This is a genomic window from Bradyrhizobium brasilense (assembly GCF_029714345.1).
Lineage (GTDB): Bacteria > Pseudomonadota > Alphaproteobacteria > Rhizobiales > Xanthobacteraceae > Bradyrhizobium > Bradyrhizobium australafricanum.
In genome coordinates, this window is record NZ_CP121669.1 from 1,546,765 (window position 1) to 1,568,446 (window position 21,682).

The following is a 21,682-nucleotide window of genomic DNA, read 5'->3' on the forward strand; positions in this document are numbered from 1 at the left end:
TAGCATGGATGGGGGAGCTGCCAAATCGAAGACGGATGGGAGAGCGCGATGACCCAATCAGGCTCCAAACCGAAAGCAAAAGCAGACGAGAACGCCGAGAAGCGCCGGCTCGACGAGGCCCTGGAGGAGGGGCTGGAGGAGACGTTTCCCGGTTCCGACCCCGTCAATGTCACTCAGCCGGCCCCTACCAAGGGCGACCAGCACGTCAAGCGCACCGGCAAAGGGTAGGGGACGACGTTCGTTCCCCAGGTTGCCGAAAGAGTAATAATGTTATATCTTTCAGTGCCTTAATGTAGAGGCACGGGGTTTAGCCCCGGTAATGATTCATCATATTTTTTGAAGTCCTTTTAGCGCCTGGCAGTCTATAAGGCCGATGCACGCTAGACTGGTAGGCGTTCAGGACTCTCTCGCCGGGTGGTTCGAGAGGTCCGTGTTGGGGGTTACATGAGCCGCAAATATTTCGGGACCGATGGAATTCGGGGCCGTGCCAATGGGCTGATCACGCCGGAGCTCGCGCTCAAGGTGGGGCAGGCCGCAGGGTTGGTGTTTCAGCGTGGCGATCATCGCCATCGCGTCGTGATCGGCAAGGACACGCGGCTGTCCGGCTACATGATCGAATACGCGATGGTCGCGGGCTTCACCTCGGTCGGTATGGACGTGCTGCTGGTCGGCCCGATGCCGACCCCGGCGATCGCGATGCTCACCAAGTCGATGCGCGCCGATCTCGGTGTCATGATCTCGGCGTCGCATAATCTTTTTGAAGACAACGGCATCAAGCTGTTCGGCCCGCAGGGCTTCAAGCTGTCCGACGATGTCGAGAAGCAGATCGAGCAGCTGCTCGACGAATCGCTCGACCGCCGCCTGGCGCAGAGCGCGAGCCTCGGCCGCGCCCGCCGCATCGACGGCGTCCATGACCGCTACATCGAATTCGCCAAGCGCACGCTGCCGCGCGATCTCTCGCTCGACGGCCTGCGCGTCGTGGTCGATTGCGCCAATGGCGCCGCCTACAAGGTGGTGCCGGAAGCGCTGTGGGAGCTCGGTGCCGACGTGGTGCCGATCGGGGTCGAACCCGACGGCTTCAACATCAACAAGGAATGCGGCTCCACCTCGCCGGAAGCGCTATCGCGGAAGGTGCGCGAGATGCGCGCCGACATCGGCATCGCGCTCGACGGCGATGCCGATCGCGTCATCCTGGTCGACGAGCGCGGCCACATCGTCGACGGCGACCAGCTGCTCGCGGTGATCGCGCAGAGCTGGAAGGAGGAGGGGCGCCTCGCCAAGCCCGGCATCGTCACGACCGTGATGTCCAATCTCGGGCTGGAGCGCTTCCTGCAGGGCCTCGGGCTGCAGATGGTCCGCACGCCGGTCGGCGACCGCTATGTGCTCGAGCAGATGCTGAGCGGCGGCTACAATCTCGGCGGCGAGCCGTCGGGCCATATCATCATGTCGGACTATTCGACCACCGGCGACGGTTTCGTCGCGGCGCTGCAGGTGCTGGCGGTGGTGCAGAAGCTGCGCCGCCCGGTGTCGGAGATCTGCCGGCGTTTCGACCCGTTGCCGCAAATCCTGAAGAACGTGCGCTACCGCAGCGGCAAGCCGCTCGACGACGCCGAGGTCAAGTCCGCGATCACCGACGGCGAGAAGCGCCTCAACGGCCATGGCCGTCTGTTGATCCGCCCCTCCGGCACCGAGCCGGTGATCCGCGTCATGGGCGAGGGCGACGATCGTATCCTGGTGGAAGAGGTCGTCGACAACATCGTCAGCGCACTCGGCCACGCCGCCGCGGCTTAAGCTCCGTCCGGCCTCGTCAGCTCGTGATCCGTCATCCTGAGGAGCGCGCCCTTGCGCGCGTCTCGAAGGATGCTCGGCCCGTTGTCGCAATGTGGCGAGCGCCGGGCCGTCGACCCTTCGAGACGCGCGGAGCCTGTCATCGGGCCGCGCTTTGCGCGGACCCGTTGGCGCTCCTCAGGGTGACGGGGATAGAGTTGGGCCGCCGGCTGACCCCACAGCGCATCGCTGCCATCGGCTAACGCAACTGGTTTGCCTCACCTCCGCGTCGTACGACACGGAGGTATTTTTGCGAATCTGTCCGGGAATGCTGCATTGAACAAACCCGTCGTGAGCAAACAGGCGCTGGGCGAGCCGGTGCCGGTGCCGGAGCTGACGGCCGTGAAGGTCACCGCAGCTGCGGGGCCGGCCTATGTCGTGCTTGCCGGCATCAGCTTCTCGCACTTCCTCAACGACACGATGCAGTCGCTGATCGCCTCGGTCTATCCGATCCTGAAGGACAATTACGCGCTCGACTTCGCGCAGATCGGCATGATCACGCTGGCGTTCCAGTTCACGGCGTCGCTGCTGCAGCCGCTGGTCGGGCATTTCACCGACAAGAAGGCGCAGCCGTTCTCGCTTGCGATCGGCATGGGCTTCACCTTCTTCGGGCTGCTGCTGCTCAGCGTTGCGCACGCCTATGGGGTGATCCTGATCGCGGCTTCGCTGGTCGGCCTCGGCTCCGCGGTGTTCCACCCGGAATCGTCGCGCATCGCGCGGCTGGCGTCAGGCGGACGTTACGGTTTCGCGCAATCGGTGTTCCAGCTCGGCGGCAGTTTCGGCACCTCGATGGGACCGGTGCTCGCAGCACTGATCGTGGTGCCGTTCGGCCAGCCCTCGATCGCCTGGTTCTCCTCGATCGCGTTCCTTGCCATCGTGATCCTCTGGCGCATCGGCGTCTGGTACAAGCCGCAGATATCGGGCAAGAAGGCGGCCGCCGTCGCGCGGCATCCCGACCATCCGGATCAGCGGCGCGTGAGGATCGCGCTCACCGTGCTGGTCGCGCTGCTGTTCTCCAAGCAGCTCTATGTCTCGAGCCTGTCGAGCTACTACATCTTCTATCTAATCGATCGGTTCGGCGTCTCGACGCAGGCGGCGCAGCTCTATCTGTTCATCTTCCTTGCCGCCAACGCCGCGGGCGCGTTCATCGGCGGCCCGCTCGGCGACCGCTTCGGCCGCAAATACGTGATCTGGTTCTCGATCCTCGGCGCGCTGCCGTTCACGCTGGCGCTGCCCTATGCCGGCCTGTTCGCCAGCGCCGTGCTGACGGTCGTGATCGGTTTGATCATCTCGTCGGCGACGTCGGCGATCATCGTGTTCGCGCAGGAATTGATGCCGCATCGCTTCGGCATGATCTCCGGCGTGTTCTTCGGCGTCGCGTTCGGGATCGGCGGTCTCGGCGCCGCCGTGCTCGGCAAGCTCGCCGACCACACCTCGATCGCCTTCGTCTATCAGCTGTGCTCCTTCCTGCCGGCGATCGGCCTGCTCGCGGTGTTCCTACCAAAGATGCCGAAGGCCGTGCGCTGAACGCTCGGCCGCGGACGCGGCGTCCGCATTAAGCATTCGCTAACACACGCGGCTCGCATGCCCTGCGAACGGCGCGGATGCGTCAACGCTTCATTAGCACTTGTGGCGGGATCGCGATGTTTCGTCCCTAACCTGCGTCATTTATGGACCCATAAGCGACAGCCGCAGATTAAGGTGAGAGAAAATCAACCTTAAAAATTAGGGTTAAGTGCCGCTTAAACATTTCCTGCCATCGTCCGGGCCGTGAGTTTCAGACGTGGGGCTTTCGTGTCGCCTCACTTGGCCCAAAAGGACGAAGCCAATGCGTAGCGTAAAGACCCTGATTGCCGCCGGTGCGGCATCTCTGTTGTCCTCGGCGGCGTTCGCCGCCGACATGCCCATCATGCCGCCGCCTCCGATGGCGTATGCTCCTCCGCCGGTCCAGGACTTCGGCGGCTGGTATCTGCGCGGCGACATCGGCATGACCAACACCCAGGCCAAGCTGCACGTCAACGCCTACGACACACTGCCGGCCGGCACCGCCTTCAACCAGTATGGCCACGGCTTCGACGGCGGCGTGCTCTACGGCATCGGCGTCGGCTATCAGTTCAACAACTGGTTCCGTGCCGACATCACCGGTGAGTATCGCTCGAAGGTGAGCTTCAACGGCACCGATTTCTTCACGTTCCCCGGGCCCAGCCCGCTGAGCGACGCCTATCATGGCGGCATCCAGAGCTGGGTTGGCCTCGTCAACGTCTACGCTGATCTCGGCACCTGGGGCTGCTTGACCCCGTTCATCGGTGCCGGTGTCGGTGCCGCGACAATCAAGACCTCGGCCTTCTCCGACGTCGCGACGTTCCCGAGCGGGTCGGGCCTCACCAGCTCCTTCATCGCCGATGGCGCCACCAAGACCAACTTCGCCTGGGCGCTGCATGCCGGTGTCGCCTACAAGGTCACCAACAACTTCACGGTTGAACTGGCCTATCGCTACCTCGACATGGGCACTGCCGCCCACGGCCAAGGTCACTTCTTCGACGGCACGCCGGCCGGTCCCTCGAGCTTCCAGTACCGCGACATCACCTCGCAGGACGTGAAGCTCGGCGTGCGCTTCAACTTGCCGTGCTGCGACGTGCCGCCGCCGCCTCCGCCGCCGCTGATCCGCAAGGGTTAATTTCGGGCCTTCACGGTTAACGATTGCAACGGCGCGGGACCATCCCGCGCCGTTTTTCTTTGCCGCGTCATGTCGCGAACTTGCCGCGTCATGTCGCGCACTTCTGCAACTTGCGTGCTCGAAAACGGGCGGCGACAACGATTGGTTAAGGTTAACAGGCGATGATCAACGCGAAATCGGTGCGGTGGATGGAGCGTTGCAATGCGTAGGTTGGTGCTGGCGGCGATGATGATTGGAACGGTGACCGGCGCGCAGGCTGCCGACCTGCCGGACTTTCCGATCCTGCGCGGCTCCTATGTCGATGCACCGAGCAGGAGCGGGAACTGGGAAGGATGGTACGTCGGCGGCCAGATCGGCTATTCCTCCGGCGACATCGATTTCAGCCACGCGCCAAGCGCGATGACCTCCTTCATGCTGCGCGAGAGCGTTCTGGCCGACCCGGTTTCGGGTTGGGCCCTGCTGCCGAAGAACCATGCGCAGAGCAACGGATTCGGCGCGTTCGTCGGCCGCAACTGGCAATGGGACGACGTCGTGCTCGGCGTCGAGGCCAACTACAATTACCTGAACGGCCTCGAAAGTTCGGCGGGCGACTCGATGACGCGGCAGATCGTGAATCCCAAGGGCGAGACTCCTCCGAGCGGGCACACCTACACCTACAACACTACGTTGTCGGGCAGCGCCGCCTTACAGGTCAAGGACGTCACGACCTTCCGTGGACGCGCCGGATGGGCGGCAGGCAACTTCCTGCCTTACATGTTCGGCGGTGTTGCGGTGGGACGCATGTCCGTGTCGCGTTCGGCGACGGTGTCGTTTGACAAGTACGATGCCTGGGCCGAGACCCAGACGGTCGGCAACAACACCGTTACAATTCAGCATAACGACTACCTGGGCTCAGGCAGCGCCGCCCAGACGGAGCAGCGGGTGAACAACTATGCGGTCGGCTGGACCGCGGGCCTCGGGCTTGAATATTGCGTGGTCGGCGGGTTGTTCCTCCGCGGCGAGTGGGAATATGTGCGCTTCGCGGCGGTCAAGAATATCGCCGTCGACATGAACAGCTTCCGGGTCGGCGCCGGCTACAAGTTCTGATCGCCGCTGCCGCAGCCGGCGACGGTTGACAGACCGGGGAGCGACTGCTGCTCTGTCGCCACACGGTCGGAGCGCGATCACATGAAAATCTACGGCGACGCCAATTCAGGCAACTGCCTGAAGGTGAAATGGGTGTGCGACAGGCTGGCGCTGCCGTACACATGGGTCGAGATCGACACCATGAAAGGCGGCAGCCGGACCGCGGAATTCCTCAAGCGAAACGGCTGGGGCCAGGTGCCGACGGTGGAGCTGGATGACGGCCGCACGCTGGCCCAATCCAACGCCATCATCCGCTATCTCGCGCGCGGCAGCGACCTGATCCCGAGCGATCCCTATCGCGCGGCGCAGATGGATGCCTGGATGTTCTGGGAGCAGAACAGCCATGAGCCTTATGTGGCCGTCTGCCGCTTTCAGGCCGTGTATCTCGGTAAGGCCATCTCGGAGATCGATCCGAATCTCATCAAGCGCGGCTATGTCGCGCTCGATCATCTGGAGCGGCATCTGGCGGGGACGCAATTTTTGGTCGGAGACGCGTTCTCGCTCGCCGACGTCTCGCTGCTCGCCTATACGCGTGTCGCGGAGGATGGCGGCCTCGAGCTCGCGCGCTATCCCGTGGTTCGTCGCTGGATCGCCGACGCCGAGCGCGTGCTCGCGCTGCCGCCGGTCCGCTGACCTCGGGTGAATGCCGCCATGACTGAAGCTTCATCCATCACGATCCGCCGCGCCCGCCGCGAAGACGTCGCCGTCATCGTCGGCATGCTTGCGGACGATCCGCTCGGCAGTGCGCGCGAGCGGATCGAGGATCCGTTGCCGCAAAGCTATTACGAGGCCTTCGCGCGGGTCGAGCGCGATCCCAATTTGCAGCTCGTCGTCGCCGTCGATGGAGAGGGCGTCGTCGTCGGCTGTCTGCAGCTTGCGGTTCTGCCGGGCATCAGCTCGCAGGGCGGCTCGCGCGGCCTGCTCGAGGATGTTCGTGTCGCAAAGCATCGCCGCAGCCGCGGCATCGGCGAGAAGCTCGTGCAGTGGGCAGTCACGGAGGCGCGCGCGCGAGGCTGCATGCTCGTCGAGTTGCTGACGCATCAGACGCGGGTCGATGCGCAGCGCTTCTATGAACGGCTCGGGTTCGCGCGCAGCCATGTCGGGATGACGATTCGCTTTTGAATCGCGTGCAATAAGTTGTGCCATCTACCCGCCAATACCTGAAGCAGCGGATAGTCTGCGATCCGGTTAACAGCCAATAAACTAAGCCGGTCTCCGTGATTTTACGGACCGGAACGAGTCCGGTATGTCGGACGTCTCCCACGGGGCGGCGGGCAACTGGGGATTGGAATGTCGGATTATTCGATCGTGCGGGTCGGCAACGAATACATCGTGCAGGCCGGCGAAAAGCGCATTCTGAAAGTATCGAGCCGGCGCAGGGCGGTTAAGATCATGACTCTGGCGGCAGATTTGCTCGATCAGGAGACGATCCAGCAGATCGAGGATGCCCCATCAATCAGCCGTGATGCCCGGATTGTTCCAGACGAGTCTGAACTTTCTTGACGTTTGGGTACCTTTCCACTATCCCCGACCGCGGGAAACCTCTCCCCACCGAGAGGCAGCTATCTGGAAGGGTAGACTATGACTGCAGCGAAGCCCGCTTCGCGGCCCGAAGTGCCGCATTTTTCCTCCGGCCCCTGTGCCAAGCGCCCCGGCTGGAACCCCAACAATCTCAAGGACGCCGCCCTCGGCCGCTCGCATCGTGCGAAAGTCGGCAAGGCCAAGCTCAAGCTCGCGATCGACTTGACGCGCGAGGTGCTTGAGGTGCCCGCCGATTACAAGATCGGCATCGTGCCGGCGTCGGACACCGGCGCGGTCGAGATGGCGCTGTGGTCGCTGCTCGGCGCGCGGCCCGTCACCACGCTCGCCTGGGAATCCTTCGGCGAGGGTTGGGTCAGCGATATCGTCAAGGAATTGAAGCTGAAGGACGTCACCAAGCTCAACGCGGCTTATGGTGAAATCCCCGATCTCTCCAAGGTCGATCCGAAGTCGGATATCGTCTTCACCTGGAACGGCACCACCTCGGGTGTGCGCGTGCCGAACGCTGACTGGATCAGCGCGGATCGCGAAGGCCTGACGATTTGCGACGCGACGTCGGCCGCCTTCGCGCAGCCGCTCGATTTCGCCAAGCTCGATGTCGTCACCTTCTCCTGGCAGAAGGCGCTCGGCGGTGAAGCCGCGCACGGGATGCTGATCCTGTCGCCGCGTGCGGTGGAACGGCTCGAGACCTACAAGCCGGCTTGGCCGCTGCCGAAGATCTTCCGCCTCACCAAGGGCGGCAAGCTCAACCAGGGCATCTTCGAGGGCGAGACCATCAACACGCCGTCGATGCTCTGCGTCGAGGACTATCTCGATGCGTTGAACTGGGCGAAGTCGATCGGCGGCCTGAAGGCGCTGATCGCCCGCGCCGATGCCAACACCAAGGCGCTCGCCGACTGGAAGGCGAAGACGCCTTGGATCGACTTCCTGGCCAAGGATCCCGCGATCCGCTCCAACACCTCGGTGTGCCTCAAGTTCACCGATCCCGCGATCACCTCGCTTCCATCAGACGCACAGGCCGACTTCTGCAAGAAGCTGGTCGCGCTGGTGGAGAAGGAGAACGCTGGCTTCGACTTCGCGTATTACCGCGACGCGCCGGCCGGTTTGCGGATCTGGTGCGGCGCCACCGTCGAGGCAAAGGACGTCGAGCTGCTGACGCAGTGGATCGACTGGGCGTTTGCCGAGACCAAGGCAGCGTTGCCCAAGGCGGCTTAAGTTTTCTCTTGTCACCTCTCCCCGTTCTTATGGGGAGAGGTCGGATCGCGCAGCGATCCGGGTGAGGGGCCCTTTCGGCTTGTTCCTCGCTCGTGGCTGCCCTCACCCCAACCCTCTCCCCGCAAGAGCGGGGAGAGGGAGAAGTGATCAGAGACTTCACCAGATCGGTCCAGGAGACCCGCCCGCGGCAGGGCAAAGGAACAATCGAGATGACAAAACCCAAAGTTCTGATTTCCGACGCGCTGTCTCCCGCCGCCGTCCAGATCTTCAAGGATCGCGGCGTCGAGGTCGACTTCCAGCCCAACCTCGGCAAGGACAAGGAAAAGCTCGCCGAGATCATCGGCAATTACGACGGCCTCGCGATCCGCTCGGCCACCAAGGCGACCGCCAAGCTCATCGAGAAGGCGACCAGGCTCAAGGTGATCGGCCGCGCCGGCATCGGCGTCGACAATGTCGAGATCCCGGCCGCGACCGCCAAGGGTATCATCGTGATGAATACGCCGTTCGGCAATTCGATCACGACCGCCGAGCACGCGATCACGCTGATGCTGGCGCTGGCGCGCGAGATCCCGCAGGCCGACGCCTCGACCCAGGCCGGCAAGTGGGAGAAGAACCGCTTCATGGGCGTCGAAATCACCGCCAAGACCCTCGGCGTGATCGGCTGCGGCAATATCGGCACGATCGTCGCCGACCGCGCGCTCGGCCTGCGCATGAAGGTGATCGCGTTCGATCCGTTCCTGTCGCCGGAGCGCGCCAAGGACATCGGCGTCGAGAAGGTCGAGCTCGACGATCTCTTGAAGCGCGCCGACTTCATCACGCTGCACACGCCGCTGACCGAGAAGACCCGCAACGTGATCGATGCGGCCGCGATCGCCAAGATGAAGAAGGGCGTGCGCATCATCAACTGTGCGCGTGGCGGCCTGGTCGACGAGCAGGCGCTGGTCGACGCGCTGAATTCCAAGCATGTCGCGGGCGCCGCCTTCGACGTGTTCGTCGAGGAGCCGGCGACCTCGAACGTGCTGTTCGGCCATCCCAACGTGATCTGCACCCCGCATCTCGGCGCCTCCACCACCGAGGCGCAAGAAAACGTCGCGTTGCAGGTCGCCGAGCAGATGTCGGACTATTTGTTGTCGGGCGCCATTTCCAACGCGGTCAACTTCCCCTCGATCACCGCGGAAGAGGCGCCGAAGCTGAGGCCGTTCATCGAGCTCGCCGAGAAGCTCGGCTCGTTCGCCGGCCAGCTCACCGAGAGCGGCATCCTCAAGACAGAGATCACCTATGAGGGCCACGTCGCCGAGATGAAGATCAAGGCGATCACCTCGGCGGTGCTGTCGGGCCTGCTGCGGCCGATGCTGGGCGAGGTCAACGTGGTCTCGGCGCCGGTCGTCGCCAAGGAGCGCGGCATGGTGGTGGACGAGGTCGTCCGCGCCGCACAGAGCGACTATGAAAGCCTGATCACGGTCACCGTCACCACCGAGCGTCAGGAGCGTTCGGTGTCCGGCACCGTTTACGCCGACGGCAAGCCGCGCCTCGTCGACATCAAGGGCATCCGCGTCGATGCCGAGTTCGGCAAGTCGATGATCTACGTGACCAACGAGGACAAGCCGGGCTTCATCGGCGCGTTCGCGAGCCTCTTGGGTGATGCGAAAATCAATATCGCGACCTTCCATCTCGGCCGCGTCAAGCAGGGCGGCGACGCCATTGCGCTGGTCGAGGTCGACGGCGCGGTGCCGGCGGAGCTGCTCGCCAAGGTACAGACGCTGCCGCAGGTGAAGCAGGCCAAGGCACTGACGTTCTGAGGCACTGACGTTCTGAGCCGCCGACGTTTCAAGGCGCCGATGTCTTAAACGTTGTTTGAGCGGTTCTCGTCGTCCGGGACGCGCCCGGACGTGACGAACAAAGATACCGCTCAAGCATATCCAAATTCCGATCTGCGGAACATGACGCCGTCTCCGGTCCCGGAGGCGGCGTTTGTTGTTCCGGGACGTCCGGTATTGCTGTTGCGCCCGACGAAAAATGTGTACGAACGGGCCACGACGCGCCACAATGACCGTCATCTCAGAGGGAGAAAACAATGCGTGAAGCCGTAATCGTTTCCTACGCGCGCACCGGCCTGGCGAAGTCCGGCCGTGGCGGATTCAACATTACCCCGCCGATGTCGCTCGCCGCGCACGCCATCAAGCACGCGGTCGACCGCGCCGGCGTCGACAAGGAATATGTCGAGGATTGCTATCTCGGCAATTGCGCGCATGGCGCGCCGAACATCGGCCGCCAGGCGGCGCTGCTCGCCGGCCTGCCGAAGTCGACCGCGGGCGTCTCGGTGAACCGCTTCTGCTCGTCGGGCCTGCAGACCATCGCGATGGCCGCCAACTCGATCCGTTCCGACGGCTCCGATTGCATCGTCGCCGGCGGCGTCGAGAGCATCTCGATTCCCGGCGGCGGCTCGCCGAAGGAATCGATCGATCCCGAGTTGCTCAAGACCGCGCCCGACATCTTCATGGCGATGATCGATACCGCCGACATCGTGGCCGAGCGCTACAAGCTCAGCCGCGAATACCAGGACGAGTATTCGCTGGAGTCGCAGCGCCGCATGGCCGCCGCGCAGCAGGCCAACAAGTTCAAGGACGAAATCGTCCCGATGAAGACCAAGATGAAGGTGGTCGACAAGGCGACCAAGGCCGAGTCGATCGTCGACTACGTGGTCGATCGCGACGAGTGCAACCGCCCCGAGACCACGCTGGAGGGCCTCGCCAAGCTCGAGCCGGTCAAGGGCCCGGGCAAGTTCATCACCGCCGGCAATGCCAGCCAGCTCTCCGACGGCGCCGCCGCCGTGGTGCTGATGGAGGCCAAGGACGCCGAGAAGCGCGGCCTCAATCCGCTCGGCCGCTTCGTGGCCTGGGCCTCGGCCGGCTGCGAGCCCGACGAGATGGGCATCGGTCCGGTGTTTGCGGTGCCGAAGCTGCTCAAGCGCCACGGCCTGAAGGTCGACGACATCGATCTCTGGGAGCTCAACGAGGCGTTCGCCAGCCAGTGCCTCTATTCGCGCGACCAGCTCGGCATCGATCCCGAGAAGTACAACGTCAATGGCGGCTCGATCGCGATCGGCCATCCCTTCGGCATGACCGGCGCCCGGCTCACCGGCCACCTGCTGCAGGAAGGCCGTCGCCGCAAGGCCAAGTGGGGCGTCGTGACCATGTGCATCGGCGGCGGCCAGGGCGGCGCCGGCCTGTTCGAAATCTACAGCTAAGCGCGATCGACACTGATCGTGTGCGAATGAGCGGCCCGGCGGTAACGCCGGGCCGCTTTTCTTTTGGAGCCGGCTAGCTCGCCGGTGAGGTGAGCGCGCGCTCGTCAAACTCGAGCGAGGCAATCAGTTCGAGCGTCTGCCTGAGATCGGCGGCCTGCCTTGCGCCAAAGGCGGTCTCGAAACGCTCCTGCGCCTTGAGCCACGCGGCCTGTGAGTCCTCGAGCCTGGCTTCGCCGCGCTTGGTGAGCCGCACCAGCCGGCTGCGGCGGTCGTTCTTGTCGACGGTGATGGTCAACAGACCGTCGCGCTCGAGCGGCTTGAGGTTGTGGTTGAGCGCGGTGCGGTCGAGCACCAGGGCTGCGGCAAGCTCGCCCATCGTCGGCGCGCCCGACCGCCTGACATAGACCAGAATCGCCCGTTGCGTGCCGCGCAGGCCGGATGTCGCAAGGACCTGATCGTAGAGCTGCGACACCCGCCGCGTCGCCTTGCGCAACGCCGTGAGATTACACCGGCTGGATTCCGCTTTCGTCATCGCTGCCTCCGATGGACTTGACAGATACATGCATATGCACCTAATGGCAATAGATGCATATGCACGTATTTTGGAGGGTGCGATGTCGGAGGTAGAGGCGGAGACCATCGATCTGGTCGTCGAACCTGATGCGCGGCCGCGGTCCGGCGTCGCCACCGCAACCCCGCGCCAGGTGCTTGCGATCGTGTCGGTCGGAATTTGCCTCGCCAATCTCGATTTGTTCATCGTCAATGTCGGGCTGCCGAACATCGCGCAGGAATTTCGCGGCGCCTCGCTTGAGGATCTGTCCTGGATCCTCAATGCCTACGCCATTGCCTACGCGGCGTTGCTGGTGTTCTTCGGACGGCTCGCCGAACGCCACAGCCGCAATCTCAGCTTCCTGCTCGGCGTCGCGCTGTTCACGGCCGCGTCAGCGGCATGTGCGCTGGCCTCCAGTGTCGAGTTCCTGGTCGTCTCGCGCGTGGCGCAAGCGGCCGGTGCGGCATTGATGACGCCAACCTCGATCGGCCTGCTGCTGGCGTCGTTTCCGCCCGAGCAACGCGCCGGGGCGGTGCGCACCTGGACGGCGATCGGCGGCCTTGCCGCCGCACTGGGCCCGCTCGCGGGAGGCGTGCTGGTCACCTTCGACTGGCGCTGGATCTTCATCGTCAATGTCCCGATCGGCGTCGTCGCGCTGATCGTCGGCTGGCTGAAATTGCCCGAAGTGCCCGGTCACGACGTGCCGCGTCCGAGTTCATGGGCGGCGCTGTTGGTGACCTCCGGTATCGGTACGCTGACATTTGCGATCGTGAAGGCGAACGATTGGGGATGGAGTTCGCGCGGCGTCGTGCTCGGCTTTGCCGTCGCGACCGTCTCGCTCGCCGCCTTCGCGTGGCATTGCCTCAGATCGAGGAATCCCTTCGTCGATCCTGCGCTGTTCGCGGTCAGGCCGTTCACCGGCGCGTCGTTGGTGATGGCGCCTTATTCGGCGGCCTTCGGCGCCATGCTGCTGTCCTGCGCCTTGTGGGAGCAGACGGTATGGGGCTGGTCGGCGTTGAAGACCGGCCTTGCGATCGCTCCCGGCCCGCTGATGGTGCCGATCACCTCGCTGCTGTTTGCCGGCCGGCTGATTGCGCGGTTTGGTGCCGCGGCCGTCGTCTCCGCCGGAATCCTGCTGTTCGCGGCCGGCCTCGCGATCTGGGCGACGCTGCTCGGGGCCGAACCCAATGCGCCTGCCGTCGTCGCGGGCGTGATGCTGATCGGTATCGGCGTCGGGCTGACCTTTCCGACCCTGATGGGCGTCGGCGCCGGCGCGCTGCCTCCATCGTCGTTTGCCACCGGCTCCGGCGTCATCAACATGATCCGGCAGGCGGCACTGGCGATCGGCGTCGCGATCTTCGTCGCGATCCTTGCAACGCCGGTTTCGATGACCGAGCGGATCGCGGCGTTTCAGCGCGGCTGGTGGATCATGATCGCGATCACCCTGGCCGGCTTCGTGCCGAATTATCTGTTCATTCGGCGCAAGGCAGATCGCTAGCGCCGAAAGACATCGCCGCGCCATGCGGCGGCCGCGGCGACGCCATCGTCGCGCCGCAGGGAAGCCTCTATCGAACCAGTTCCTTCCTCGCCGCGTCTCACCACGAGAAACGACGCGCCCTCGAGCCCGGCGCGCCGTTCGTCTCGCGCGCGATGCGGCGTTTTTCCGGAGGGATGTCATGTGTAGAATTGCGAATTATCTTGTGACCACCAGCCTGGTGCTGGCGGGTGCGCTGGTTGCCGGGCCGCTGCAAGCGGCCAATCTCGATGCGGCCTCGCAGGTCGATGCCGTGACCGTCTATCCCGATGGCGCGAGCGTCACCCGCGTCATCACGCTGGATCTGCCTGCCGGCGACAACACCCTCATCGCCAGGGATTTCCCGATCGGGCTCGATCCGTCCTCGCTGCGGGTCGAAGGCGAGGGCGGAGCGAAGCTCACGATAGGCGCGATCGACACCAAGCTGCCGGGGCCGCTGCTGCCGCAAAATCTCTCCGAGATCGACAAGCGCATCGAGGCGCTTGACGATCAGCGCGCCGATTTGCAGGGACTGATCAGCGCGGCCGAGGCGCGGCGCAAATTTGCCGAGCGGTTTGCCGAGGCGTCACCCGCGGGCCTCGGCGAAAAGGGCGAGGCGCGTCCGCTCAGCGAGTGGCGCGCGGCGTTCTCGGCGGTGGCGGATGAGGTCGCAACCGCCGACAGCGCGATCCGTGACGCCGAGCGCAAGATCCGCGTGATCGACCGCGATCTTGCGCAGCTCGCAGCCGATCGCACCAGCAAGCCGCCGAGCAAGGTCGAGGTGCGGATCGATGTCGCCTCGCAAGCGGCGACCAAGGCGACCTTGCGGGTCACCTATGCGGTTCCCAACGCGCGCTGGACGCCGCTCTATGACGCCCGGCTCGACACCGGCGCCAAAGACCGCAAGCCCGCGATCGAACTGGTCCGCCGCGCCGAGATCACCCAGTCGACCGGCGAGGACTGGTCGAACGTGGCGCTCGTCGTCTCCACCGTGCGGGTCGCGCGCGGCGGCAATGCGCCCGACCTCCGCTCGCTGATCGTGCAATATCCGCAGCCGCCGCGGCCGCTGGCGAAGCTTTCGGGAGAGGCCAGCATGCGGTCGCGCGAGGCGCTGGCACCCGCGCCGGCCGCCGACGCGGTTCAGCAATTCCGCTTTGGTGGGGGACGCATGGACGAACTGGAAGCCACCGCCGAGGTCGGCGCCTTCCAGGCCACCTTCAAGATTCCCGGCCGCGTCAGCGTTGCCGCCAATGAGGGCGCGAAGAGCCTGCGCATCTCGACGGCGACCATCACCCCCGATCTCGCGGTTCGCGCCGTTCCGGTGATCGACCCGACCGCGTTCCTGGAAGCGAGCTTCGTGCAGGCCGACGATGCGCCGTTGCTGCCGGGGCAAATCTCGATCTACCGCGACGGTATCTTTGTCGGCCGCAGCCGGATGGCCACCGCCGCCAAGGACGAGACCGTGCGGCTCGGTTTCGGCGCCGACGACAAGGTCAAGATCGAGCGCACGGTGGTGAAGCGCAACGAGGGCTCCGCCGGCTTGATCGTGACCACGTCGAAGACCGACGAGCGCGCCTTCAAGACCACGGTGCGCAACGGCCACGACTTCCCGATCAAGGTCGCGATCCAGGATCAGCTCCCGGTCAGCGAGAACGACGATATCGTGGTCGAGATGCTGCCGTCGTCGACGCCGGCGACGACGACCAACCTGCGCGACAAGCGCGGCGTGCTGGAATGGGCGTTCGAGGCCAAGGCCGGCGAAATCCGTGACATCAATTTCGCCTGGCGGATGCGCTGGCCCAAGGACAAGGGCATCGTGATGGTGCCGGCGGGTTAGAGCCCGTGCCGGGGCTCTAGCGTTGTTGCTTGACGCGTTTTCTTCACGCGAACCGGAACCCACTTCGCTTGAAAACGCTATGAGGACCTGCGTCATCTGCCGATGACAACCCTGCCGATCTCGGGCATCACTTTGCCAAAGGCAACAAGGCCTGAGATCGGGAGGATCCATGAGCTACCAGCACATCATCGTCGATGATCCGCGTCCGCGCGTCCGCCGCATCACGCTGAACCGCCCCGAAAAGCGCAACGCGCTGAACAATCGCCTGCGCGGCGAGATCTTCGAGGTGCTGGAGCAGGCCGACCGCGATCCCGAAATTTCGATCTCGATCCTGCGCGGCGCCGGACCCTGCTTCTCGGCGGGCTACGATCTCTCCGCCGACAATCGCGTCGACCAGCCCTATCACTCGGCATCCGGGCCCGGCCAATGGTCGCGCCATGTCGTCGAGGGCTGGTTCTCGATCTGGGATCTCGCAAAGCCCGTGATCGCGCAGGTGCACGGCTATTGCCTCGCCGGCGGCACCGAGCTCGCGACCGCCTGCGACGTGGTCTACGTCGCCGACGACGCCCAGATCGGCTATCCGCCGGTGCGGCTGATGAGCCCGCCCGACATGCAGTATCACCCGTGGTTGGTCGGCATGCGCCGCGCCATGGAATTGATGCTGACGGGCGACGCGATGTCCGGCCGCGAGGCCGCCGAATGGGGCTATGCGACCCGATCGTTTCCGCTCGCCGAGCTGGAGGCGAAGACGCTGGATTTCGCCGAGCGCGCGGCCAAGGTGCCGATCGAGCTGCAACAGCTCAACAAGCGCAGCGTCCACCGCGCGATGGAAATCATGGGTGCCCGCGCCGCGATGCGGGCCGGCACCGAGATCCAGGCACTGGCCTTCACGACCGAGGCCAGCAAGGCCTACATGGCGGGCTTCCGCCGCGACGGCGGCAGCGTGAAGGCCCAGCTCGACCAGCGCGACACGACGTTCGGGGATTACCGGACGAAGAAGGAGTGACGATCACGCAAGCGGCGCGCTGAGCTGTATCACCGTCACCCTGAGGAGGCCGCAAAGCGGCCGTCTCGAAGGCGCGGCCCGGCTGTCTCCGCGCGGCTGCATCGGGGGCCGTGCATCCTTCGAGGCTCGTCCAGCGGCGCAATTGCGCCGCAAGGCTCGCACCTCCAGCGACAAAGGCGAAGCCTTTGCGCGGGGAGGACGGAATGGCTGTCGTGCCGGGATGAGCATCACGCTATCCGCATATTCGCTGTCATGCCCCGCCTTGAGCGGGGCATCCACTACGCCGCGGCTTGTCCGCTAAATTCGGACGTCTCTGCAATACTGGGTCGCCCGGTCGAGCCGGGCGACGACATCGTTGTGATCCGCGAAAGCAGCCCTTCACTTCGCCTTCAGGAAGTCGCCGGCCTCGAGCAGTACGAACTCGTCGTCATCGGCCTTGTTCGGGTCGCGGCTCGAGGAGAACGGCAGGTTGTTGTCGTTGCCGACGATGATGTGGGTCTCGTCGACCCGGTCGACATTCTCGATGGTGAAGAACGGGAAGGTGTAGACGCCGTCGTTGAGCGGCTTGCGGGCCTTCTTGTTGGGATCGCGGATCTTCATCAGGTCGATATAGGCGATCTTGCGCACCGGCTTGCCGACATTGGCATCCGACAGCTCGATCTTGTAGACGCGCTTGAACTTGGCGAGGTCAGGGAAACAGTTCTCGCCGCGCTGGCCTTGCGGGCAGGCCTTGTCGGCGGTGCCTTCGCCATTGTCGCGCTCGATCACGAGGCCCTGAGCCGGATCGATCATGTTGAAGTCGCCGATCGCATTGCCGTTCTGCTCGAACACATACTGCCAGTAGCGTCCGGTGAACTTCTCCGCCGCGACGTCGAATTCCAGGATGCGCGAGGCTTCCTTGCCGTCGACCTTCTCCCAATCCTTCTTGTCGGCATCCCACAGCGGCCCCTCGAGCAGGCCGTAGAGGAACTTGCCGTCCTTGGAGGACGCAAAACCTTCATAGCCCTTGGAGCGGCGCAGGTTGACGTTGGTGTAGCTGGCGCCGGGCGCGCCGGGCGACTGCACCGCCCAGTGATCCGGCGAACGCACCGGCTTGCCGTCGGCGACGGTCTCGAACACGGCGAGGATCTTGCCGGTCTTGTCGGCCTTGAGGATGTAGGGTCCGAACTCGTCGCCGATCCAGAAAATGTCGTTGATGATCTGGAAGCCCTCGGTGTCGAAATCGGCGCCGGTCAAATAGCGCTTGGCGGTGTCTTCGTGCACGATGCGGAACGGCACCTTCTTGTCGGGATCGTGCAGGAACACGGTCTCCTGACGCTCGATCTTGCCGCTCGCCCAATCGATCTTGTGCCGGTTCAGGTACAGCATCGAGTCCGCCGAGTTGTAGCGCGAGCCCATGCCGTTGTCGGTGATCACCCAGAACGAGCCGTCGGGCATCACCTTGATGCCGGAGTGGCCCTGCAGCGGCTGGCCCTTGAACGGCAGCGACACGCCGGTCGGCCGCTCGTAGGATTTGCCCATCACGGTGCCGATGGCGTCGACGCGCTTGCCGGTGGTGTATTTGCCCGAGGTCTTCAGATCATCAGGGGCGTCGGCGGGGGCGTCGATGAAGCTCTCCGCCGGCATCACGGCGTGTCCCGCCAGCGTCGCCGGGAATTCGCCCTCACCCTGCGCGAACGCCGATGTGGCGAGCAGGATCGAGGCGACGGAGCAGAGCAGGGACAGGCGCATGGTTGATCTCCCAAAGGATAAACGATGCGGTGTTCTCCGAGCCGCCTGTTACAGCCGGCTGACAGTTTTGTGAACCGCGGATGTTGCGGCGGGATAAGGCTTGCGGCGTTACGTCGCCTTGCCCGCCGGCTGCATCGTCTGCGGCAGCAGGAACGGCACGCCACCTCCGGTGTAGGCGATCGCGGCGTCGATCTCGAAGATCTCGCGCAGCGTCTCGGTCTTCATCGCCGCCGTGCGGTCGCCGTCGACGGCAAGCCGGCCGCGGTGCAGCAGCAGGATGCGGTCGGCGAACCGCATCGCGAGGTTGAGGTCGTGCAGGATCGCGATCACGGCGGTGCCGCGGGCGGCGCGCCGCCGCGCCGTTTCGACCAGGTCGATCTGGTGCCGCAGATCGAGGCTCGAGGTCGGCTCGTCCAGCAGCAGCAGTCCCGGTCCATGCAGCGCTTCGCCGCAGGCGAGCTGCACCAGCACGCGGGCGAAATGCGCCCGCTGCTGCTCGCCGCCCGACAGCGTCGGCAATTGCCTGAAACGGAAACGCGCGAGCCCGACCTCGTCGAGCGCCGCCTCGACCAGCGCCCGCGCCACGGCACGCGGGCTTTCGCCGGCGCCCATGCTGACGATTTCCTCGACGGTGAACGGGAAGGTGACGCTGACGTGCTGCGACAGCATCGCGCGGTGCTGCGCCAGCGCGCGTGGTCCGTAAGTTTGCAGGTCGCGCTGCCTCAGCCTGATCGCCCCGCGCGACGGGCGCACGTCGCCCGACAGCATCCGCAGCAGGGTCGATTTGCCGGCGCCGTTGGGACCGACGATCGCGACCATCTCGCCGGCACCGATCTGCAGCGACACCGCATCGACCAGCGTCGCGCCGCCGACCGTCATCGATACAGACTGCGCTTCGAGCAGGGCCGTCACAGCGACACCAGTCCGCGCTGCCGCAGCAGCATGGCGAGGAAGAACGGCGCGCCGATCGCCGCCGTCAGGATGCCGATCGGCATTTCCGCGGGCGCCACGATGGTGCGCGCCACGGTGTCGGCGCCGACCAGGAGGATGGCGCCGAGCAGTGCGGACGCCGGCAGCAGCAGCCGGTGTGCGGGCCCGATCACCAGCCGCAACAGATGCGGCACCACGATGCCGACGAAGCCGACCACGCCGCAGACCGAGACCGCGACCCCGGTCATCGCCGACACCAGCACGATCGAAATCCGCTTCAGCCGTTCGACGTCGACGCCGCTGTGGAACGCCTCGGCCTCGCCGAGCACCAGCACGTCGAGCCCGCGCGCGATCGAGAGGCAGGCGACCAGCGCGACCGCCAGCACCGGCGCCAGCGCCGTGAGCTTGCTCCAGGTCGCACCGCTGAGCGAGCCGAGCAGCCAGAAGGTGATGTCGCGCAGCTGGCGATCGTCGGCGACGAACACCAGGAGGCCGATGCTGGCATTGGCGATCGCGGCGATCGCAAGCCCGGCCAGCAGGAAGATCGCGATCGACGTACGGCCGCCGCGACTGGCGATGCCGTAAAGCACGATGGTCGTGATCAGCGAGCCGGCAAAGGCCGCGATCGGCAGCAGCTGATGTTGCAGGAAGCGCAGGCTTTCGCCGAGATGGCTGTCGGTGAACACGATCGCGGCCGCCGCGGCAAACGCGCCGCCGGAGGAGACGCCGACCAGCGCGGGGTCGGCGAGGGGATTGCGGAACAGGCCCTGCATGATCGAGCCTGATACGGCAAGGAGTCCGCCGACCATCGCCGCCACTGCGATCCGCGGGATGCGGATCGACCACACCACGAGCTGGTCGCGTGCGAGCAGCGGGTTGGCGACACGATCAGCCCAAAGCCCAAGCGCTGCCGGAAGCCGCGCCATTGGAATGCCGGCGGCCCCGACCGTCAGGGCGACCAAGGCGGTGCCCGCGAGCGCCGCGAGCAGGCAGAGCAGGGTGAGTGTCGCGGCCGGCCGCAGCGACATGCCGGCGCGCCGTCGTTTCGCACGCAAGCGGCGTTCGGCCAGCACGCTCATTGCCGGCAATTCGCGTTCAGCGCTGCCGGCTTGAAGTTGTCGGCCTCCGGCGCCAGCGCCGGATAAAGCTTGACCGAGAGGTCGCGTGCCGCGGCCGCGGTGCGCGGTCCGAAGCCGAGCAGATAAAGGCCTTCCATCGAGATGAAGGCCTTGTTGGCCGCGACCGGCGTCAGCGCGAAGGCCGGATGCGCGAACACGGCATCCGACGTCAGCGAGTCCTTGCCGCGATCGATCGACAGCACGACATCCGGTTTCGCCGCCACGATGGCCTCGTCATTGACCGGCTTGTAGCCGTCGTAACCGTCGATGGCGTTGACGCCGCCTGCAAGCCGGATGATCTCGTCGGCCGCGGTCTTGTGGCCCGCCGCCATCGCCCGGCCATTCAACAGCGACATCACGAACATCACGCGCACCGGCTTGGTCACCCGAGCACGCAGCGCGCGCAGTTGCGCGAGATCGCTCTCCACCGCCGTGGTCAGGCAGGCGGCGCGCGGATCGGCGCCCATGGCGTGTCCGACCAACCTGATCTTCTCGACCAGCCCGGCCTCCGAGAACGTCTCCGGCACCAGCACCAGCGGCACCTTGGCCGCCTCGAGCACGTCCATAGTCTCCTTCGGCCCGGAGCCCTGCACTGCGAGCACCAGCGACGGGTGCAGGCCAAGCACGCCCTCCGGCGACAGCTGGCGCATGTAGCCGACGTCGGGCTTCTCGCGCAGCGCAGCCGGCGGGTAGAGGCTGGTCGCATCGACGCCGGCGATGCGGTCCTCGAAGCCGAGGGCGTAGAGGATCTCGGTGATCGCGCCGCCGATCGAGACGATGCGCGACGGATTGTCGATCATGACGTCGCGGTCGCGTGCGTCATGCACGGTGATGCCCTCGGCCGTCACGGCTTCGATCGGCAGCAGGCAGGAGAAGGCGAGCAAAGCGAGCGTGCGACAAATTGTCATCGGGGCCGTCACTTGGTCAGGATCAGCTTGTTCTGCGAGGTCAGCCGCAACCGGTAATGTTCTTCGCCGTGCATGATGATGATCTCGCGCTCCGCAGCGAACAGGTCGCGACTGTCGAGACGATTTCCGCGCATGATCAGCGTTTTGGCCGCGCCGGATGCAGGCTCGGTGTGGTTTCCGGCTGCGCCGATATTGTCTCCGGAAGCTGCGGACATATTGTGGTGCTGCGCCTGCGAAAATTTTCAAATGGTGTTTGCTTGTATAAGCGGGCGAAGGCGCATTCCAACGGCCGCACTTTACAATCGATATAAACAGCGCCGCCGCATTCTTGACCGTTTTGTTGCCGGCTCGTAACCAATCCTCACGCGATGCAAGCGGTGGCTTGATCGCGATGTAGCCAGCAAGCCGCTCGTCAGAGAGCGCACGCCAGCCAAACCAGAAAAGCGATGATCAGGCTGG

Annotated in this window: 20 protein-coding genes; 14 read left to right on the plus strand and 6 right to left on the minus strand. The window is 65.1% G+C overall.

The window, feature by feature from the left end:
• Nucleotides 1-48: 48 nt before the first annotated feature.
• The 11 genes from QA635_RS07020 to QA635_RS07070 all read left to right on the plus strand — a co-directional run bounded on the left by QA635_RS07020 (nucleotide 49) and on the right by QA635_RS07070 (nucleotide 11,630).
• Complete coding sequence (locus tag QA635_RS07020) at nucleotides 49-228, plus strand: hypothetical protein (RefSeq protein WP_253606882.1); 180 nt, start codon at nucleotides 49-51, stop codon at nucleotides 226-228.
• Between the two features lie 216 nt (nucleotides 229-444).
• Nucleotides 445-1,791: a phosphoglucosamine mutase gene (glmM, locus tag QA635_RS07025; protein WP_016846677.1), complete on the plus strand. Its 1,347-nt coding sequence runs from the start codon at nucleotides 445-447 to the stop codon at nucleotides 1,789-1,791.
• A 312-nt stretch (nucleotides 1,792-2,103) separates the two neighbouring features.
• The gene (locus QA635_RS07030; RefSeq protein WP_283068099.1) at nucleotides 2,104-3,354 is read left to right on the plus strand and encodes an MFS transporter; all 1,251 of its coding nucleotides are present in this window, start codon (nucleotides 2,104-2,106) and stop codon (nucleotides 3,352-3,354) included.
• A 301-nt stretch (nucleotides 3,355-3,655) separates the two neighbouring features.
• Nucleotides 3,656-4,504, plus strand: a complete 849-nt coding sequence (locus tag QA635_RS07035; protein WP_283068100.1) for an outer membrane protein — start codon at nucleotides 3,656-3,658, stop codon at nucleotides 4,502-4,504.
• Between the two features lie 201 nt (nucleotides 4,505-4,705).
• Nucleotides 4,706-5,590: an outer membrane protein gene (locus tag QA635_RS07040; RefSeq protein ID WP_229190707.1), complete on the plus strand. Its 885-nt coding sequence runs from the start codon at nucleotides 4,706-4,708 to the stop codon at nucleotides 5,588-5,590.
• A gap of 81 nt (nucleotides 5,591-5,671) precedes the next feature.
• Complete coding sequence (locus QA635_RS07045) at nucleotides 5,672-6,262, plus strand: glutathione S-transferase family protein (RefSeq protein WP_283068101.1); 591 nt, start codon at nucleotides 5,672-5,674, stop codon at nucleotides 6,260-6,262.
• Between the two features lie 18 nt (nucleotides 6,263-6,280).
• Nucleotides 6,281-6,751, plus strand: a complete 471-nt coding sequence (locus QA635_RS07050; protein ID WP_283068102.1) for a GNAT family N-acetyltransferase — start codon at nucleotides 6,281-6,283, stop codon at nucleotides 6,749-6,751.
• 168 nt (nucleotides 6,752-6,919) lie between these two features.
• Nucleotides 6,920-7,132, plus strand: a complete 213-nt coding sequence (locus QA635_RS07055; RefSeq protein WP_283068103.1) for a hypothetical protein — start codon at nucleotides 6,920-6,922, stop codon at nucleotides 7,130-7,132.
• Nucleotides 7,133-7,210: 78 nt separating this feature from the next.
• The gene (locus QA635_RS07060; protein ID WP_283068104.1) at nucleotides 7,211-8,383 is read left to right on the plus strand and encodes a phosphoserine transaminase; all 1,173 of its coding nucleotides are present in this window, start codon (nucleotides 7,211-7,213) and stop codon (nucleotides 8,381-8,383) included.
• Between the two features lie 209 nt (nucleotides 8,384-8,592).
• Nucleotides 8,593-10,182 (plus strand): phosphoglycerate dehydrogenase, encoded by a 1,590-nt coding sequence (gene serA, locus QA635_RS07065; RefSeq protein WP_050382772.1) that lies wholly within the window; start codon nucleotides 8,593-8,595, stop codon nucleotides 10,180-10,182.
• 275 nt (nucleotides 10,183-10,457) lie between these two features.
• A complete protein-coding gene (locus QA635_RS07070; protein ID WP_057017940.1) occupies nucleotides 10,458-11,630 on the plus strand; it encodes a thiolase family protein in 1,173 nt (390 codons plus the stop codon).
• Between the two features lie 73 nt (nucleotides 11,631-11,703).
• On the opposite strand, the gene QA635_RS07075 is transcribed toward QA635_RS07070, so the two are convergent.
• Entirely contained in the window at nucleotides 11,704-12,162 is a 459-nt protein-coding gene (locus QA635_RS07075) for a MarR family winged helix-turn-helix transcriptional regulator (protein ID WP_283068105.1), read from the minus strand.
• A gap of 82 nt (nucleotides 12,163-12,244) precedes the next feature.
• On the opposite strand from QA635_RS07075, the gene QA635_RS07080 reads away from it, so the two are divergent.
• From QA635_RS07080 to QA635_RS07090, 3 genes are all read left to right on the plus strand, one after another.
• Nucleotides 12,245-13,678: an MFS transporter gene (locus QA635_RS07080; RefSeq protein WP_283068106.1), complete on the plus strand. Its 1,434-nt coding sequence runs from the start codon at nucleotides 12,245-12,247 to the stop codon at nucleotides 13,676-13,678.
• Nucleotides 13,679-13,856: 178 nt separating this feature from the next.
• Entirely contained in the window at nucleotides 13,857-15,530 is a 1,674-nt protein-coding gene (locus QA635_RS07085) for a mucoidy inhibitor MuiA family protein (RefSeq protein WP_283068107.1), read from the plus strand.
• A gap of 169 nt (nucleotides 15,531-15,699) precedes the next feature.
• The gene (locus QA635_RS07090) at nucleotides 15,700-16,536 is read left to right on the plus strand and encodes an enoyl-CoA hydratase-related protein (RefSeq protein WP_253606887.1); all 837 of its coding nucleotides are present in this window, start codon (nucleotides 15,700-15,702) and stop codon (nucleotides 16,534-16,536) included.
• 378 nt (nucleotides 16,537-16,914) lie between these two features.
• Here the strand turns inward: QA635_RS07090 and QA635_RS07095 are convergent, their stop codons facing one another.
• The 5 genes from QA635_RS07095 to hemP all read right to left on the minus strand — a co-directional run bounded on the left by QA635_RS07095 (nucleotide 16,915) and on the right by hemP (nucleotide 21,438).
• The gene (locus QA635_RS07095) at nucleotides 16,915-18,267 is read right to left on the minus strand and encodes an esterase-like activity of phytase family protein (protein ID WP_283068108.1); all 1,353 of its coding nucleotides are present in this window, start codon (nucleotides 18,265-18,267) and stop codon (nucleotides 16,915-16,917) included.
• A gap of 108 nt (nucleotides 18,268-18,375) precedes the next feature.
• Nucleotides 18,376-19,179, minus strand: coding sequence for a heme ABC transporter ATP-binding protein (locus tag QA635_RS07100; RefSeq protein WP_283068109.1), 804 nt, complete (start codon nucleotides 19,177-19,179; stop codon nucleotides 18,376-18,378).
• Nucleotides 19,176-20,276 (minus strand): FecCD family ABC transporter permease, encoded by a 1,101-nt coding sequence (locus tag QA635_RS07105; protein WP_283068110.1) that lies wholly within the window; start codon nucleotides 20,274-20,276, stop codon nucleotides 19,176-19,178. The genes QA635_RS07100 and QA635_RS07105 overlap by 4 nt, the downstream gene beginning before the upstream one ends.
• Nucleotides 20,273-21,223 (minus strand): heme/hemin ABC transporter substrate-binding protein, encoded by a 951-nt coding sequence (locus QA635_RS07110; protein WP_283068111.1) that lies wholly within the window; start codon nucleotides 21,221-21,223, stop codon nucleotides 20,273-20,275. The genes QA635_RS07105 and QA635_RS07110 overlap by 4 nt, the downstream gene beginning before the upstream one ends.
• 8 nt (nucleotides 21,224-21,231) lie before the next feature.
• Nucleotides 21,232-21,438, minus strand: a complete 207-nt coding sequence (gene hemP / locus QA635_RS07115) for a hemin uptake protein HemP (RefSeq protein ID WP_283068112.1) — start codon at nucleotides 21,436-21,438, stop codon at nucleotides 21,232-21,234.
• Between the last annotated feature and the right edge of the window lie 244 nt (nucleotides 21,439-21,682).